At 38.5% G+C, this 17,610-nt stretch carries 16 protein-coding genes; 7 read left to right on the forward strand and 9 right to left on the reverse strand.

From position 1 onward, the window contains the following. Positions 1 to 30: 30 nt before the first annotated feature. Together AC6R0T_RS13280 and AC6R0T_RS13285 are read right to left on the reverse strand one after the other, a co-directional pair. Positions 31 to 999 (reverse strand): sugar phosphate isomerase/epimerase family protein, encoded by a 969-nt coding sequence (locus AC6R0T_RS13280; protein ID WP_303753244.1) that lies wholly within the window; start codon positions 997 to 999, stop codon positions 31 to 33. A gap of 49 nt (positions 1,000 to 1,048) precedes the next feature. Next, positions 1,049 to 2,128 carry a Gfo/Idh/MocA family protein gene (locus tag AC6R0T_RS13285; protein ID WP_303753243.1) on the reverse strand — a complete coding sequence of 360 codons (1,080 nt, stop codon included), beginning with the start codon at positions 2,126 to 2,128 and terminating at the stop codon, positions 1,049 to 1,051. A gap of 464 nt (positions 2,129 to 2,592) precedes the next feature. Here AC6R0T_RS13285 and AC6R0T_RS13290 point away from each other — a divergent pair, with 464 nt between their 5' ends. The 3 genes from AC6R0T_RS13290 to AC6R0T_RS13300 all read left to right on the forward strand — a co-directional run bounded on the left by AC6R0T_RS13290 (position 2,593) and on the right by AC6R0T_RS13300 (position 4,939). Then, positions 2,593 to 3,453, forward strand: a complete 861-nt coding sequence (locus AC6R0T_RS13290) for an AraC family transcriptional regulator (protein ID WP_303753242.1) — start codon at positions 2,593 to 2,595, stop codon at positions 3,451 to 3,453. Between the two features lie 250 nt (positions 3,454 to 3,703). Further along, a complete protein-coding gene (locus AC6R0T_RS13295) occupies positions 3,704 to 4,345 on the forward strand; it encodes a hypothetical protein (RefSeq protein ID WP_303753241.1) in 642 nt (213 codons plus the stop codon). 30 nt (positions 4,346 to 4,375) lie between these two features. After that, complete coding sequence (locus tag AC6R0T_RS13300; protein ID WP_303753240.1) at positions 4,376 to 4,939, forward strand: hypothetical protein; 564 nt, start codon at positions 4,376 to 4,378, stop codon at positions 4,937 to 4,939. 54 nt (positions 4,940 to 4,993) lie between these two features. On the opposite strand, the gene AC6R0T_RS13305 is transcribed toward AC6R0T_RS13300, so the two are convergent. The 4 genes from AC6R0T_RS13305 to AC6R0T_RS13320 form a co-directional block, all read right to left on the reverse strand. Continuing rightward, complete coding sequence (locus AC6R0T_RS13305; RefSeq protein ID WP_303753239.1) at positions 4,994 to 5,380, reverse strand: MmcQ/YjbR family DNA-binding protein; 387 nt, start codon at positions 5,378 to 5,380, stop codon at positions 4,994 to 4,996. 256 nt (positions 5,381 to 5,636) lie between these two features. Further along, positions 5,637 to 7,067, reverse strand: a complete 1,431-nt coding sequence (locus AC6R0T_RS13310; RefSeq protein WP_303753238.1) for an alanine/glycine:cation symporter family protein — start codon at positions 7,065 to 7,067, stop codon at positions 5,637 to 5,639. A gap of 297 nt (positions 7,068 to 7,364) precedes the next feature. After that, positions 7,365 to 7,514 carry a hypothetical protein gene (locus AC6R0T_RS13315; RefSeq protein ID WP_230709868.1) on the reverse strand — a complete coding sequence of 50 codons (150 nt, stop codon included), beginning with the start codon at positions 7,512 to 7,514 and terminating at the stop codon, positions 7,365 to 7,367. Between the two features lie 181 nt (positions 7,515 to 7,695). Beyond that, positions 7,696 to 8,304 (reverse strand): TetR/AcrR family transcriptional regulator, encoded by a 609-nt coding sequence (locus AC6R0T_RS13320; RefSeq protein ID WP_206902910.1) that lies wholly within the window; start codon positions 8,302 to 8,304, stop codon positions 7,696 to 7,698. A 148-nt stretch (positions 8,305 to 8,452) separates the two neighbouring features. On the opposite strand from AC6R0T_RS13320, the gene AC6R0T_RS13325 reads away from it, so the two are divergent. Continuing rightward, positions 8,453 to 11,326 (forward strand): YhgE/Pip domain-containing protein, encoded by a 2,874-nt coding sequence (locus AC6R0T_RS13325; protein ID WP_303753237.1) that lies wholly within the window; start codon positions 8,453 to 8,455, stop codon positions 11,324 to 11,326. 174 nt (positions 11,327 to 11,500) lie between these two features. On the opposite strand, the gene AC6R0T_RS13330 is transcribed toward AC6R0T_RS13325, so the two are convergent. Then, positions 11,501 to 12,133 carry a FusB/FusC family EF-G-binding protein gene (locus AC6R0T_RS13330; protein ID WP_303753236.1) on the reverse strand — a complete coding sequence of 211 codons (633 nt, stop codon included), beginning with the start codon at positions 12,131 to 12,133 and terminating at the stop codon, positions 11,501 to 11,503. 970 nt (positions 12,134 to 13,103) lie between these two features. On the opposite strand from AC6R0T_RS13330, the gene AC6R0T_RS13335 reads away from it, so the two are divergent. Beyond that, complete coding sequence (locus AC6R0T_RS13335; protein WP_303753648.1) at positions 13,104 to 13,802, forward strand: LCP family glycopolymer transferase; 699 nt, start codon at positions 13,104 to 13,106, stop codon at positions 13,800 to 13,802. Positions 13,803 to 13,857: 55 nt separating this feature from the next. Here AC6R0T_RS13335 and AC6R0T_RS13340 read toward each other — a convergent pair whose 3' ends face one another. Further along, positions 13,858 to 14,742, reverse strand: coding sequence for an SPFH domain-containing protein (locus tag AC6R0T_RS13340; RefSeq protein WP_242595786.1), 885 nt, complete (start codon positions 14,740 to 14,742; stop codon positions 13,858 to 13,860). A 52-nt stretch (positions 14,743 to 14,794) separates the two neighbouring features. Next, the gene (locus AC6R0T_RS13345) at positions 14,795 to 15,010 is read right to left on the reverse strand and encodes a hypothetical protein (protein ID WP_206903061.1); all 216 of its coding nucleotides are present in this window, start codon (positions 15,008 to 15,010) and stop codon (positions 14,795 to 14,797) included. 174 nt (positions 15,011 to 15,184) lie between these two features. Here AC6R0T_RS13345 and AC6R0T_RS13350 point away from each other — a divergent pair, with 174 nt between their 5' ends. Then, positions 15,185 to 16,099 (forward strand): hypothetical protein, encoded by a 915-nt coding sequence (locus AC6R0T_RS13350; protein WP_303753649.1) that lies wholly within the window; start codon positions 15,185 to 15,187, stop codon positions 16,097 to 16,099. 204 nt (positions 16,100 to 16,303) lie between these two features. Beyond that, positions 16,304 to 17,497: an amidohydrolase family protein gene (locus tag AC6R0T_RS13355; protein WP_303753650.1), complete on the forward strand. Its 1,194-nt coding sequence runs from the start codon at positions 16,304 to 16,306 to the stop codon at positions 17,495 to 17,497. The last annotated feature ends 113 nt before the right edge of the window (positions 17,498 to 17,610 follow it).

Below are 17,610 nucleotides of genomic sequence, written 5' to 3' on the forward strand. Positions count from 1 at the left end.
CCTTTTTTTCCTAGTAATTCGCATTGTAATTTACGCCCACCACATATCAGTTGGCGTATCGCAAATCATGACCGAGCGTAAATTCGTGACTGCCCGTTGTAAGCCTTCATCAATTGACATCAACGGATCTTCATGCTCAATGCTCAATACGTGGTCATAACCTTGCAAACGCAAAGCAGAAACAATATCAGACCAAACTTTCAAGTCGTGACCACAACCAACAGAACGGAAATTCCACGAACGAGTTTTAACATTGCCGTATGGCTGCATATCCGTTAAGCCGTACATATTAATATTATCTTGATCTAAAAATGTATCTTTGGCATGGAAATGGTGAATAGCACCCGCGTTGCCTAAAATTTTGATTGCGGCGACTGGATCAATGCCTTGCCACCATAAATGGCTAGGATCTAAATTACAGCCGATCGCTTTGCCCGTTGCTTCCCGCAAACGCAACATCGTGTAAGGGGTATGGGCTAAGAAACCACCGTGTAATTCAATCCCGATTTTCACGCCAGCACTTTCGGCGACAGTATTAATTTCTTGCCAGTAAGGAATTAACTTTTGCTCCCATTGATAGTTATAGCTGTCGCTATATTCTGTTGGCCACGGTAAAACCGGCCAGTTTACTTGCGTATCTGTTGCATTCCCGCCGGCAACACCAGAAAAACCATTGACCACTGGTACGTTCATTAACTGAGCTAATTTAATGGTTTTTTGTAAAAGTTCGTCCGCTTCTTTTGCCACTTGCGCCAGTGGTGAAATTGGATTGTGGTGGCAGCTTAAAGCCGAAATGCTCAGTCCTTTATCGGCTAATTTAGCCAAATATTCTTTGCGACTATCTGAGGAGGCTAATAATTGCTCAATATCTAAATGGGCAGAGCCCGGTGATCCCCCGGTGCCGATTTCCACTGTTTCCAAGCCATAGCTGGCGACTTTTTCAATCATTTCGTCAAAGTTTAAATTATTAAATAAGGGGGTAAAAACGCCTAATTTCATTGTGATCATCCTTTCGGTTTGTATTCTTTTAATTTGGTAAAGTTATAAATTATTGTTCAAAATAAACAGGTTCTCCTGTCGCCGAAGATTCATACATTGCTTCTAAAATTTCAGTGACGACTAAAGCCTGTTCAGGTTTTACTAAAGGTGCTGTGTCATTTAAAATGGCATCGATCCACGCTCTTGCTTCGTTATATGCGGGATCATCTGCGGCACCATTGTAAAAATCAACGCCACCTGGCTCCAATTCAATTTTCTTTTCATACAACGTGCTGTGATCCTCACCATTAATAGTTAGCCCATCATTCATATCTGCGCCAGCTTTTGTGCCACACAATGTTGTCTTTGCCTCTTTAACATCCAAAGAATTTAACGCCCAGCTTGCTTCTAAGAAAATGGTGGCCCCATTTTTCATGGTGATAAAACCAAATGCGCTGTCTTCCACTTTATATTTTTGTGGATCCCAAGCGCCCCACGCATTTGCCGCATTTTCAAGCTCCGCTAATTTACGATAGGCCGTACCCACGACAAATTTTGGTTCATAATTATCCATCATCCACAAAGTCAAATCCAAAGCATGGGTTCCAATATCAATTAAAGGTCCGCCACCTTGTGCTTTTTCATCTAGAAAAACGCCCCAAGTCGGGACAGCCCGCCGGCGAATTGCATGAGCTTTCCCAAAATAAATTTCTCCCAATTCTCCTTCTGTACAAATTTCTTGCAAATATTGGGCATCCTTACGAAAGCGATTTTGATAGCCGATCGTCAACTTTTTCCCAGTCTTTTTTGCCGCTGCCACCATTTCCTTTGCCTGTGCGGCAGTTTTAGCCATCGGTTTTTCACACATTACATGACACCCGGCTTCCATCGCCGCTACTGAAATAGGGGCATGAGAATTATTTGGCGTCAAAACGTGCACTAAATCCAAATCAGAAAAAGCCAACATCTCGTTATAATCCGTAAAGACTTGGGCCGTTTCACTCCCATATTTTTCACAGTTTTTTTCTGCGCGCTCTTTTATCAAATCACAAAAAGCAACTAGCTCAACTTCCTGAATTTTAGCTAAAGCGGGTAAATGCTTACCCTCAGCAATCCCACCACAGCCAATAATGCCAACTTTTAAACTCATAATTATTTCTCCTTTGTTGGAAACGTTTTATTTTCTTCATTATAAAAAACAACCACACAAAATTCTTCCCGCATCCGTAACTAAAAATTCCCACATTTTATCTTTTAAAAAAAATAAATAAAGTATACTAAAATAAAAAGCGGAGCAAACTTGCCAGTCTTTAAAAAATAAGCGCGGAATTTGCGAAAATTGTTTTTCAAATTTTTGAAAAGTTCGCCTTATTTCTTGAAAGACTAGTTTGCGGAGCTAGATTAAAAAGAAAAGCTTCAAAAACGCGTTTAGCTCACAAGCAATAAGATGGAATTTTGATAAATTGCTCTTCAAATTTCTCGAAATTTTAACTTATTGTCCCAGAGAGCTCGTTTTTGCAGCTGAATCTAGAAAAACGAAAGGTAGCATTTAGCTCTTTTTCAAAAATATCAGAAATTCGAATAGTCAAAATTTTAAAAAAGCGGGAGAAAATTATGAGTTTGTATCTTGAAATACCAGAATTGCATAGTGCTTTTCCTTTTCGGACGTTTATTAATGATGGTTGGGAAATCGTCTATCCCCATTGGCATAAAGAAATTGAAGTGATTTATTGTTTGACGGGGACAGTGAAATTGGGGGCCTTTGGGGAGATTTTTGAATTGGCAGAAGGGGAGATTTTTTTCTTTCCCAGTGGCGAGCCCCACTTTTTTCTTGCTTCCCCGGATAGTAAGCGTATTGTTTTTCAGTTTGATCTGCGTTTTTTTTATGAGCAAAACAATCTCGTCACCTCCGATCGCACCTTACTCCAGCTTTTTGATGAAGCGCCCAATTACAGCCAGCAGTGGCCCCTTTTGGCACAAAAAAATCTGAATCACCTGTTGCGGGAGATTTTTGACTGTCAAGAAACAAGGCACGAGGGCTGGCAATATGGTGTGACGGGGCTTTTGACGCAATTTATTTATGCCTTATATCAACTGCCGAAAAAACCGAATGTAAAACAAAATACTGCTAAAGAAAATCTGAAAAGTCGTGAAACCCTCGAATTATTGGATCAAATTTTTGAATATGTTGAAGCTAATTTTGACTCTCCTATCACGTTAGCGGCTGCAGCTAAACAGGTGGGCTTTAGTCAAACATACTTTTCCCGCTTTTTTAAACAAAAGGTGGGACTGCCCTTTTCTCAGTATTTGAAAGAATATCGCATCGAGCAGGCCAAGTTTTTACTAGCTACAGAACATTTGCCCATGAGTGATGTCGCGGCTAAAGCTGGCTTTGCCAACGTCAAAACCTTCCATCATGTTTTTAAAAAAACCGTTGGCTGTGCTCCTTTGCAGTATCAAAAGCAATTAACCTAGGGAACAAACCCATAACTTAATTGGTTATAAAACACTTTGTATTCAAATTTTCAAAATTTCTATTTTTTTATAATAACAACATACTTATATAATCATTATGTTTTTATAAGGAAATATTTTTAATTTATGACATCTTTTTTAATCTAATTGTTCTAAAATAAGGAACGCCAATTGTAATTAATAAATTTTTATTATTGTTTTACTTATCAAAGTTCTTTGGCAATATTAATAAACAAAAGGATGGTATTTCATGTTTAAAAAAATCTTGGCACTCACTGCTATCACTTCTTTAACACTTTTCATGCTAGCTGGTTGTGCCAGTGGTCAAAATAACAAAAAAAGCGATTCTACAATTTCTATGAGTTCAACAAAAAATAACGATAGCTCCGAAAGTTCCCAAGTAGTAACTTCTTCTTCAACGAAAACACAAACGCAATCTTCAACACAGCAAACAGCTGTCGCTAGTACAAATACTAGCTCGAGTGAGACAGTTGAAGCTAACGAAAATGCCGCGAGTTATGGCGTGGATGTTACACAATTTGCGACACCAGTTACCTTTAATTTAAAAGGTATGAATGTGCCACCGGCTATTACTATTGCGACAAATAAAACGACGACCACCGTTACCTTTGATGCTACTAAAAATCAATACGAAGCAAACGTCACAACAATTCCAACAAAAGAAATCCGTGTTTTTTCCCATGCTGATAATACAATCCGAACCGTTAAAGTAAATACACAATTAACTTTGGCAAAAGGTTCAGGACAGTATTTAAATAATACCTTGTATTTGATTGCCAATAATCAAGGCGGCCTCTCACTACTTACGCCAAACTATGCTGGTAATGTAGCCAACGAACAACAAGACGTCATGCTAGAAGCTATAAATTAAAAAATATCCTATCAGATTTGAGGTAATAACGTGCCAATTTTTGACTCTCCCATCATAGTTGGAGCCTATTTATTTAGTGTCTGCCTAGCAGTGCTTTTAATTTTCATTGAAAGATTACTCACCTCTTCTGCGACAAAACGAAAAAATAAAATTGTAAAAAAGACCTATCCTGACTTATCGAAAAAAGATTTAGCCTTTCGCAGGGCGAACCTGCTCAGTTATTATCGCATCTATTCTGCTAGTTCGCTTAATAGCAAAATCATAGTTGCTTTGTATCTGGTGCTGTTTTTGGTTTTTGGTATAACCTGCGTCATTGCATTCACCCCTTCTACTTCAGGGTTTTATTTTGGGATTGGCCTGGTGCTATTTTTAATGGCAATAATCACACTTATTTTACCTAATCGCAGAAAATCACAGGCATTTTGGGAAAATTATTTACAAGAACACCCAGACAATTCGTTACGGGTAATTATTTTCCCGGCTGAAAAAGACCTTAAAATCATTGCATTTGCAAAAATAAGTGCCCTTTTCCGGCTGTTTTGTAGCTGTTTTTCCTTTTACATGGCCTATTGCCTGTTCCAATTCAATCTTTAAAATAAAAAACTTTCTAGCCAATGGGATCTGGGCACCATTTTGCTAGAAAGTTTTTTATTCTTTATCTTTTTTTTCAATTTCCACTTGTATTTTTTGGGATAATTTACTGACGACAAGCTGGTAAGAAGCGGCAATCATATTGCTAATTTCCTCATCAGTTAAGGCTGGACTTGCCAAATAAATGGAATTCCAATGTTTTTTATTAGCATAATAGCCAGGAATGATCACGTCGGGATAAAGCTCCCGTAACTCTTCATTTTTAGCAGGATCATTCTTTAACGTGATAATGGCTTTTTCTGTTTGTTCAGGACTCATCATGCCAAACATTTTCCCCATAATATCAAAATAATAAACGCCCCAATCTTGGCGAAAATAGACTTTGGCTTGTGGCAGGCTTTCGCCATACTGTTTGAATTTTTCCATTCGATTTTTTACAGACATCATCTGACCTCCCTGCCCTTTTTCTCCAGTATACCAAAAGATACGCAAACTGCCCTCAGCTCGCAAAAATAAGCGGGAGATTTTTTTAATTGTATCGCAAGTTTTGGGTAATTTTCCCTTATTTTTTGGAAGGTCCATTTGTAAAATTGATTTTACCAACCTGTAATAAAACAATTTATTCTGGTGAAATTTTTTTGCTTTGCCGACAATTAAAAAAACACCCTCTTCTTTAAGAAGGTGTTTTTTTAACTTGATTTCAATCTTCATCCAAAGAAAGTTCAGGTGCCAAAAGCGGTGTTGCTGCTTTTTTAGTGGCAAAAAATTGGCGGGTTTCTTTGACGACCACCGGGCTTAAAAAAATCAGCGCGATGATATTTGGAAAAGCCATCAAGCCGTTACAAATATCTGCCAGTGTCCAAACCGCTGAAACGGTCAAATAGGGGCCAATAAAAACAGCTGCCACGTATAAAACTTTAAAAGGATTAGCAAATTTATTCGTATTAAAGAGATATGCCAAACAACGCTCTGAATAATAATTCCAGCCCAAAATCGTCGTAAAAGCAAAGAACATTAAACAAATCATCAACAAGAAAGAAACAACCGCCTCAGAGATCGGCAACGCCTGGCTAAAGGCGTAAATGGTGACTGCCGCGCCATCTTTTCCTATTTTCCATGCATCTGTTAAAATAATCGCCATGCCGGTCATATTACAAACAATAATCGTATCGATAAATGTACCGGTCATAGAAACCAAGCCTTGTCGCACAGGTTCTTTGGTCCGCGCGGCAGCTGCGGCAATCGGCGCACTGCCTAGACCAGATTCATTGGAAAATATTCCCCGGGCAATTCCTTTTTGCATAGCGATCATCATCGCCCCTAATGCTCCGCCGGCAGCTGCCTCAAAACCAAAGGCGCTGCGGAAGATCAAAATAATCACACCAGGTAATTTGTCCGCATTTAAAATAATCAGCCACAGACATAAACTCACATATAAAACGATCATTGCCGGGACAATAATTTCTGAAACTTTGGCAATGCGCTTGACCCCACCAATTAAAACACCGGCGACACAAATTGTGACCAACAACCCCGAAATAATCATCGCCCAAGAATAATTGTTGCCAAATAATTGTAAGCTGTGATTTTTATCAGGATCAAAAAAAGTTTCAGCAGCAGAAGTAATGCCGTTAATTTGCGTTAAAGTACCAATACCTAACAGCCCCGCTAAAATACCAAATAAGGCAAAGGCCTTGCCAAGTGGCCGCCATTTTTTCCCTAACCCTTTTTCGATGTAGTAAAAAGGGCCGCCTAATGCTTTTTCGTCCGTATCAAAAGAGCGGTACTTCACGGCTAGTAATCCTTCTGCGTATTTCGTTGCCATTCCCAAAAGACCTGCTAATTCCAACCAAAACAACGCCCCAGGACCGCCGGCAACAATCGCTGTTGCCACTCCGACGATATTTCCTGTACCGATAGTAGCAGATAGCGCTGTACACAACGCTTGGAAACTCGAAACATCCCCTTTGCCGTCCTCTTCATCTTGCACCATGAATTTCAACGCCAAGGGCAATTTTTTTAGCTGAATAAAACGGCAACCAACCGTCAAAATCAGCCCAATCCCCAAAATCAATAAAATCATGGGCGCTCCCCAAATAATATCGTTAATTTTTACTAACACCTTATCCATTTCATTCCCCCTTTTAACGATAAACCCTCAAACTTTCCACTAACTTGTGACGATTTTACTTTTTCACCGACGAAAACAACAACCTTTTTATTTTTTCAATAATCTGAATATTTTGCCATTTTAACAGGTTTTTAACTGACTTTCCACCCATTGATGATTTTTTTTGTCAAAATGTAGCGGAAATGTTCGGGGTTTTACGGGGTAAACACAAATAAAAAAACTGTCGAACCTGCTTTTTTAGCGGAACCTTCGACAGTTTAAAAATATTATTGGTGCAATTTTTGCTTATGTATTCGCTTATTTCTTCCTCCGATAAAGCATAAAACCGATCACCACAACTGCGATAATTACAGCAACTATGACGGGCACAATAAAATTTGACCCCGGCACTAAAATATCTGTTGGCCCATCACTTTGTCCAATAATTTCACTGGTAGTATTTTTCATTTTTTCTCCCCTACGATCAATTTCTTTTTAGTATAGCAGATATTCTAGTGCTAAATATAGCTAAAATGAGCTGTCTGCTAATTAATGTGGCTTATGACAACGAAACAATCTGCCAGCCTTAAATAACCCTAAGGCAGCTAATTATCCCTGCTTTTTTATTGTTTTTCTTGTTTAAATCGCTTTACAAAAGGCTTATTGGTCCTACAATACGGGCAGCGGAAATGATTTCACTGATTTTTTCTGGTGTTTCTTGCATGCCTTTTTCCATCCAGTACAAAATGATTTCAGCAGACGTATCAAAGAGAATAATGGCTAAATAATCATCTGGTACATTGGGAAACTTACTTTTTAGCTGCGGGTAATAATCTTGCAGAAAATACGACAGCAGATCACGAATGGCATTTTTTAACTCGGTAGCAAAATGCGGATCGCCATGTTTGCCTAAGAGCATCATCACAACTTCTTTTTCATTTTCGGCATGTTTGATTGTTTCGACGAGATCTTTATAATCGATAAAAACAGTTTGATTACCAGATAAATCGATTGTACTTGGAGAAAGTTTCTTATCTTTGACACTTTCGACGAAAAAGTGAATATTGCCTTCCCCTAACTCCAAAATCAGATCATCAATATCTTGATAATGTAAATAAAAAGTTGAGCGATTGATTGCAGCTGTGCGACACAACTCTGAAACCGTCACATCTCGAATAAATTTTGTTTTAGACAATTTAATCAATGCTTGATAAATTTTTTTCTTTGTTTGCTTTTTTTTTAAATTTTGTTCTGCCATCGTATTCTTCCTCTCAAATCGACAAAAGCTAAAAATCTGTTGGTTGACTATCTTTCTACTCGATTATATAATTTCCAAGTTCACAAATCAACACGTTGTTGTTTTGCTTTTGTTGTGAGCAGAATTAAATCGGGAAGAAGGCAAAATTATGATAAAACAAGAATGGCGCGCGTTAATCAAAAATAAATTTCTTTTAATCGTCTTGGGGATAATTGGCTTGATCCCAGCATTATACAACCTCATCTTTTTAGGTGGACTGTGGAATCCTTACGGAAATCTTGATCATTTGCCCGTTGCGGTGGTTAATCAAGATCAACCAATTGTCTATCAAGGCAAACAACTCGCCATTGGTAAAAATTTAACCACTAAATTAAAACAAACACACGCATTAGACTTTCATTTTGTCTCCAAAGAACAGGGACAAAAGGGAATTGAAAAAGGAAAATATTATATGATCGTGACGATTCCGGCAAACTTTTCCAAAAATGCAACGACAATCTTAACTAAGCAGCCAAAGGATATGGAAATTACGTATCAAACCTCTCAGGGTACTAATTTGACTGGGGCTAAAATGTCAGATTCCGCGATGACCCAAATAAAAAATCAAGTATCCAGTCAAGTAACCCAAATGTATAGCGAAACATTGCTTTCACAATTTGGCAAAGCCGGCACTGGTATGCAAAGCGCAGCAGCAGGCGGCAAAAAATTAGCAGCAGGAACCGACAAGTTAAATACTGCCAGCCAGACACTTTCAGATAATTTAACAAAACTAGCTGCTAGTTCACTAAAATTTTCTGATGGAAGCCACACATTAAATAAAAGTCTGCAACAATATGTCACCGGCGCTAAAAAAGTTGATACCGGCGCTAAAAAACTTAATCTCGGCATTGCGACTTTAGCGGGTAAAGTGCCGGAACTAACCGGTGGGATCAGTCAACTGACCGATGGTTCTAAAAAGCTTGCCACCGGCGTTTTACAATATACAAATGGTGTCGGCACTGTTACAAAGGGATCTAAAAAGCTAACCCGCGGAATCAATCAATTTGCTACAAATATTCCCAGTTTAACGACAGGTGTGGGGCAATTAGGCACTGGATCGCAAACGTTGCAAAACGGATTAGGTCAATACACAAATGGCGTACAATCCGTCAGTGACAGCACACAGCAAATTTCAGCGGGACTGCAGAGTTTAGCTTCAAAAACGAAACAACTGCCTCAACAAGTAAAAGCTTTAAACGAAGGAACTAAAAAAATATCAGCTAGCTTAAGTGCTGTGCAAATGTCAGTGGCAGAAAAAAATCAGCTTTTAAATTATACAAATAGCGTGAAAAGCTATCTTACACAAGTTGCTCAAACATTGGCCACAACTGATTTAAGCGGTCTAGAAAATATTGCACAGGTCACAGACCTTGTAACAGAACTCTCTAATCAATTAAATAGCGTATCAGAAAATGTTGCTGGAATTAATCAGCAAATCGAAACGACAAAACAGAATCTTAGCGCCAACTACCAAACAGATTTAGCAACCAATGCAAATGCCATCGTTGCTGCCTTAGCCACAAAAGGTGTGACTTTATCCCAAGAACAAAAGGACTTGGTCTTAACAACGATGCAACAACAAGATAGCCAAACTTTGCAGGCCGCAAATCAGCTTTCAATCGATACGACACCACTTTTTGCTTCACTAACAGCTCAAAAACAAGCTTTAGAAAAACTAACAAGTGGCCTTGCCGCCGTCCAACAAATTCCTGTTACGCAAATAGCTGACTTGAAAACTGGTGCAAATCAATTGACCCAAGTCAGCGCTACTGCTAGTAACGGAATTAATAAATCTGTGCAGGGACTTTACGATATTGCCAATCAAGTTGTTCCAGGCATCCAAGCAATTGACCAAGGTACAGCAGCATTAAATAAAAATATGCCAACTCTCACGAAAAGTATTCAGCAATTAGCAACTGGCAGTGAACAGCTCACACAAGGTGCCACAAAATTAGCAGCACAAGGACAAACAATTAATCAGGGCGCTGGAAATCTAACAAACGGGCTCTCTAATTTACAACAAAAAGTTCCTGTTCTAAGTGGCGGGGTCAATCAATTAGCCCAAGGCGCAAAACAATTGGCTAGTGGAACTGAGCGCTTGCAGCAACAATCAGCCACGCTTACCCATGGTTCAAACCAACTAACAGCTGGCTTAAATCAAGTACAGCAAAAACTGCCTACTTTGCGTAGTGGCGTGTCTGCTTTACAAAATGGTTCCTTACAATTAGTGAATGGAACTGGACAACTAGCAGCAAATGGCGGCAGCATAATTTCAGGTGCGCAAAAATTAGACAGTGGCGCACAACAAATTTCAACAGGCAGTTTCCAACTTGCTACAGGTGAAAAACAAGTACAGCAATCTTTAGGAAAAGTCGGAAGTGGGCTAAAGGAAGTGAGCAATCAATTGGCTAGTGGTGCTGATAAAATAAAAGAAATCAACACGCAGAAAGTTTCAGCTGATGCCATGGCCAAGCCTGTAAGCACTATTCACCAAGATTTTGACTCAGTAGCAAATAATGGGACGGCAATGGCGCCTTACATGATGTCTGTCGCCTTATTCATTGGAACCATTACATTTAACTTGCTGTTTGATACGTTTACACCAAAGAAAAAACCGACAAGTGGTATCGCATGGTGGGCAAGTAAAGCCTCGATTTTAGGCACTGTCGGAATTTTTCAAGCTTTAATGGTGTATTTCGTCTTGACCGTCTTTTTAGGTATGACTGTCTTACAGCCAGTCAAAGTGATTTTGTTTAGCATCCTCGTTTCCCTGACCTTTATGTCGATCGTCACGTTGTTCAATTTATTATTAGGAAAACTTGGTTCATTTTTAATGCTTATCTTTATGATCATTCAATTGGCAAGTTCTGGTGGAACGTATCCAATCGAATTAAGTGGCGCATTTTATCGGGTTATTTCTAATCAGCAATCTCTTGATGATCGCCTTTTTTACCAAAAAGAAAAAAGATCCCCGCACTTTTGATGAAGAAATGTCCGAAGTTTAAAAAGCGGGCGTGTGAATCTATGAAAATGGTCTAGCGGATAAATTTAAGTTATTGCTACCACTTTTTTACAGTGAAACCAGCTAAAAGGCTAATAAAAAGACAGAAGGATTTCCCTTCTGTCTTTTAAAATTTATAAATTGTAAACTGAAATTTTATTTTACTTTGTTAGCAAAATCTAGCAACTGTTGCTTATCATAAAGTTGATGATTGCATTTGTCGCTGTCGACGCAAATATAGTTACCACGTTTGGTATACGTACCGTCGCCGCCTTTTTTAGTCGTGGCTAAAAATAGCGCCACTTCACTGGTTTTATGACAAATGGAACAAACATTTTTCAAAATATTACTAGAAAAATTGCCTTTTAACCCTTTTAGGGCACCATTTTCATAATACAGCATAAATTTTTGCTGCTGCCCCGGATCATTCCAGCCAATATAGGTGTGCTCTTTTAAATCCATCGCGTCAAAATTTGGTAAACGCAATTTTTTCGTCTTGCGAAAGACTTTTTCCACTTGTTTAGCACTTGGCGCAACAAAAGGCGTCACTTGTTCTTTTAATTCGTTTAAATAACGTTCAGCTGCGGCTTTTGTCAAATGTGGATTTAAAATAAATTGCACCAATGCTGCTTTTTTTTCAGAATCTTCCGGCAAAATGGTATTAATTTTTTCAGTTGTTAAAGCCTGTACGGCGTTGACTGTTTGTTTGTCATTGACGGATTGATAGACATTAATCAAATCGTCGATGTCTTTTGCTAAAGCAAAAAATTGATAAGGTTCTAAATTCATAAGATTTTCCTTTCTCCAAACCGCTGATGCGCAGAAGAAAGTCACAACTGCGCCATCAGTCTAACTGCCAGCCAATTGTGCGTACAGAAGATACAAATCGTATCATGTGACCACCACCTTGTTCTAATCTTCGTTATCATACCCGCATTTTCTAAAAAAAGCAACGGCCCTACGCCGGTAGTCAAAAAAGAAAAAAATTGATAGAGTAGAAATAGAAAAGCTTTAGAAACTCGTTTAACTTCCAAGCAATAAGACGGAATTTTAATAAATTGTTCTTCAAATTTCTTGAAATTTTGACTTATTGCCGTAGGAAGTTAGTTTCTAAAGCTAGACATGTAGAAAAGTGTAATGTACCGGTTAGCTCTGTGGAAAAATGTCGGAAATTTGACTTCTGGTGTTCCTTACCAGAAGCGAATTTTTGAATTTTTCCCGCAGAGTTGGTACATGAAGCTAGACAATTAGAAAAGCTTTAGGAACTTGGTCAGCTCTCAAGCAATAAGCTGAACTCTTGATAAATTGTTCTTCAAATTTCTCAAGAGTTTGGCTTATTGTTGCCGAGAGTTAGTTCATAAAGCTAGACAATTAGAAAAGCTTTAGAAACTCGTTTAACTTCCAAGCAATAAGACGGAATTTTAATAAATTGTTCTTCAAATTTCTTGAAATTTTGACTTATTGCCGTAGGAAGTTAGTTTCTAAAGCTAGACATGTAGAAAAGTGGAATGTACCGGTTAGCTCTGTGGAAAAATGTCGGAAATTTGACTTCTGGTGTTCCTTACCAGAAGCGAATTTTTGAATTTTTCCCGCAGAGTTGGTCCATGAAGCTAGACAATTAGAAAAGCTTTAGAAACTTGGTCAGCTCTCAAGCAATAAGCTGAACTCTTGATAAATTGTTCTTCAAATTTTTCAAGAGTTTGGCTTTTGAGCATTAAGACGGAATTTTAATAAATTGCACTGTATAAGGAGGAAGCCCATGAAAGTTTTATTTATTTTTGATGACGGTATTTTTTCAACTTTTTTTGTTTATGATTTGCAGGATAAGGGTTCTTTATGGCGCGTTAGTCCTGAAATCATGCTCCACAACATTACCTTGGGAGAATTGTATGTTAAAAATTCGATCACTGATTTTTTAAAATACTTCTCGGTTGCATTTTCTCAGTCGGTAACAAAATACTTCATCTTGAAAAAAGAAGAGGGATTAACCGCGATTAAAGAAGCCGGTCTGGATACAGATGGTACCTTAACGATTACAGTTGAAAAAGATTTTACCGCTTTAAAAAACGGCCAAAAATTTTTATTAGGTCCGCAAAAGTTATCTTTGACAGAAATTGATGCCTATATTAGCTATCAAATTGACGAAGATAAGTCTTTTGACGTTTTTAGCCGTCAGGAAGATTTGATTCGTTTTATGAAATGGAAGACCGTCACGCCCAGTCTTAGCGCTATTACGCAAAACTTTGGTACAGTCAAAGAGCACACCAAAAGCAATCTCGGCTTACGAGATATGTTAAAACTTGGTACAGGTTATTTGGCCAAAGGCAACGCCCGCATGCAAAAAATAAATGTTCCCACCCCAGGAAGTTACACCGTATCCGGTGATTTTCCTTATCGCTTAGACAAAATAAATTGGGCCAAAAATACCATTCAGCTCCATCGGGATTTACAAGCTTAAATAAGTGTGAAACAAAAAAAGTGATGATACCCAAACGTATCATCACTTTTTTGCTTTATTTTTTATCGGTTGCGTCCCAAACTTGTTTAATGGCTGGAATATTGCCGATTTCCGTTAAGTTACTTGGTAGGATAACCGTATTGTGATTATTTTCCACCACGTGTTTAAAGGCTTCAATGCCTAAATAAGATAACATTTTTTCATCCAATTCACTTTCTTGGATGGCTTGGTTGATCTCTTTAATACGTTGTTTTTCAGCTTCTGTTACGACGCGAATGCGTTCGGCTTCAGCGGCGGCATCGATTTTAATGCGCTCCGCTCTGGCAGTGGCATCAATTTTGGTTTGCTTGGCCCGCGCGGCGGCATCAATTTCCATCTCAGAGGCTTTGGCTTCAGAGTCCAAAATGACAGATTGTTTTTTACCTTCTGAAATTGTGATCAAGGATTCTTTGTCGCGGCTAGCTGTGATGAGCTTGTTCATGGAATTCACGATTTCATCGGAAACTGAAATTTCCCCAATATTAATGCGGTCAATGGACAAGCCGTAGCCCGCCGTAATATCTTTGACACTTTCAAATAGCGCCACATTGATTTCTTCGGTCCCATTTAAGACTTCGTTTAAATCCATTTTCCCAATGATACCCCGTAAATTAGACTGACAATCTTGGATCATGGAAACTACAGAATTTTGGTTATCGTACACAAAAGCACGGACGTCGGTTACGTGATATTTAATCGCTTCATCAATTTCAACGATAACATTGTCTTTTGTGATTACGCTTTGCGGATCAATTTGAATCGGAATTTGTTTTAAAGAAACCCGCTGCTTGACGTTGTACAAAACGGGGATCAAAAAATGTAAACCCGGATCAAGCGATTTCACATACTTCCCAAAGCTTTCAACGACTTTGACTTCCCCTTGCTCGACGATAATAATCATTTGCGACAAAATTAAAATAATTAAACCAATCAATAAGATAACAAAAAAGATACTAAAAATTGCCAATGTAATTCACATCACTTTCGTATAATGTATTGTTCACTTTTACCAATAGTGCATTAGGGGTGTAGTCGATAACTTCTAACATATCCCCAACTGCCGGCAAACCTGCAACCACTCTATAATCATACCAGCTGCCAAAAATCCTGACACTACCAGTAAAACTTTCTTTCGTTGTCCGAAAGCATTTGCCTAACGTTTTTTCCATTTGATAATCTGCCAACGAATTTGCCCACCTCCTGTTACCAGCCAAACCTAAAACCCCAACGTGATTGCAATCATTATACCACTTGCAAAATGCTCTTAGTGAATCATTTGTTAATTAACAGCTTTTTCGACTAAAATAGAAGCATCATAAAAAATCAGACAAGGAGGTAAGCCCATGGCTTTTTTTAAAAAAGAACCCACGCAAGCAGAATTATTAAAACAAACGCTAACCTCTTGGCTTATTCAAAATGCAGGTAACGAGATTTTGTTAGCTGATTTAAATGAATGCCTCTACCAAAATAACTTTTTTTCCCTGCATTATTTTGCCCAGGTTGGTTTTCAAGCGGATAATAAACAAGCCGTCTTAACGGCACGGGTAAAAAAAGACGCTGTAAAAAAATTAAATCAGCTAAAAGAAGCGGACTTTAACGCCGAGTTTACTAGTACCAAAATACAAAAATCAATTTTAGACGGTATTCTTACCAGTGAGAGCTCCTATTTTCGCCTTTATGTCGCTCCTTCTGCTTTAAAATGTGGCACCGACTTATTAAAAACATTCGCTGAAACCAAAATTTATCAAGCGGATAAAAAAACTGGGGCTTTTGTTGCCAGCAGCATCCAAGAATTGCTTTATTTATGCTACCGTTTTGATTTAGCGCAAAACCCGCAACTGGCAGTTAAAAATCTTTCTTTAACTAAACTTGTGCCAGCTTCTGTTACCGCACCAATTTTAACGACTTTGACTGCTATTTATAATAACACGATTTCAGAAGTTGATTTACAGTATTTATTCACGTGGGTGCTACAATACAGCGCTACGATTACGGCTACCAGTACACTGTTTGCCTCTTATTCCGCCAGCGCTTTGCCGCCAGAAGTCATGGCTAAAACACAGGCGATCGTTCGTGAGCTGTCCAAAAATTTTGCCGCCAGCACCACTGTCTTAACGTCTCATGCAACGCAAGATGCACTGGGTGTCACTAGCCAATTACTTAAGCAAATTCCCGCCTTATTTGAAGAAGCCAACGAAAAAATGACCACTTTAAGGCAAAAGCTGCAAGCAGCCGCTGAAGATGAAAATAAGCCATAACCTGACTGTTACGCCTTAAGCTTTTTTTCATGTCTACTGCTGTAAAATCAATTTTTTATTGTAACAAAAAATGTGACAAAAAAGTTTCATGTGAAACATTTGCTTGCTTACCTCTTTTTTGCGGCGTAAAAAAACATCTGAAAGCAAAAATTCGCTTTTTATTTGTCTTTGGAGTACCCTTATGAAAAATAAGCGAGGTGTATTATGAAAACTGTACTTCAGAACGTCAGAATTGAAACAGATTATCTAAAAAACGCTGGTTTCACTTATGGAACCAAGACCAAAAAAGTAGCGATTACTTTTGAAGATGGTGTGATTACTGCTGTTAGTGATTCAGAGGAATCTTTTGATCCTAACAGCGCCATAATTGATGGTAAAAATGCTTTAGTCCTACCGCAGTTACGCGAAATGCATGTGCATTTTGATAAAAGTAAATTAGGGATTCCTTGGTATCCCGTTGAACCAGCTGATAGCTTGGTGCAGCGTTTTACCAAAGAATTTGAATATTTAGAAAGTGCGCCTTTATCTTTTGAAGAGCGCATGAAAAACTTAATTGAATTAGAGCTGGCTCATGGTGTAACTCATTTTCGCTCCCACATCGACATTCATCCCAAGGTTGGCCAACGCTACTTGGAATCTGCGCAAAAAGTTTTAAGTGCGTATACTGATAAATTGGATTATGAATTGGTTGCTTTTCCGCAGCATGGTCTGCTTTTATCTGATGCCTATGATGAGATGAAAACAGCGCTGCGCAATGGTGCTACTTTAGTTGGCGGGGTCGATCCGGTCTCCCTTGACCAAAACTTAGCTCTTTCTTTAAATCAAACTTTTGAATTAGCCACTCAATTTAATGTGCCCATGGATTTACACATTCACGAACGCGGTGATAATGCGCGGGCATTCTTTTCTAAATTGTTGGAGCTGACCAAAGAAGCAAACTGGCAAAATAAAGTAACGATTAGTCACGCTTATGGTTTAAGAGACTTAGCTGATACAGAACAAGATGAACTTTTTAGTGCCTTAGCAGAAAATGGGATTACGATTATTTCCAGCATTCCTTTAAATTTTGTTATTCCACCATTAACCAAACTAAAAGCTGCCGGTGTCAAAACCTTTATTGGCTGCGATAACATCTATGATTGCTGGTCACCTTTTGGCAATGGTGATGTGATGGATAAATTAAATCGCTATGCTGAAATTTTTGACCAACTATCACAAGAAGAATTAACCGAAAGTTTGGAACTTGTAACCGGCCAAAAAGCACTGGCTTTAGACGGCTGGCTTAAAGTGGGGATGGCAGCTAATTTCACTTTAGTAAACGCTGACTCTACGGCAGAATTTGTCGCCCGTAAAATTCCGGTTTCGGCCAGTTACTTCAACGGAAAACAAGTAAAATAGTAAAAAGACTTGGCAGAAATGGTGAAAGTAGCAAAAAGTTAGACGACAAAACTAACTTTTTTTGCTACCGCCTTTCATTTTGCCGGTCTTTTTTTTCTAAAAAATGGTAGCGG

The organism is Enterococcus sp. S86.2 (assembly GCF_059834485.2).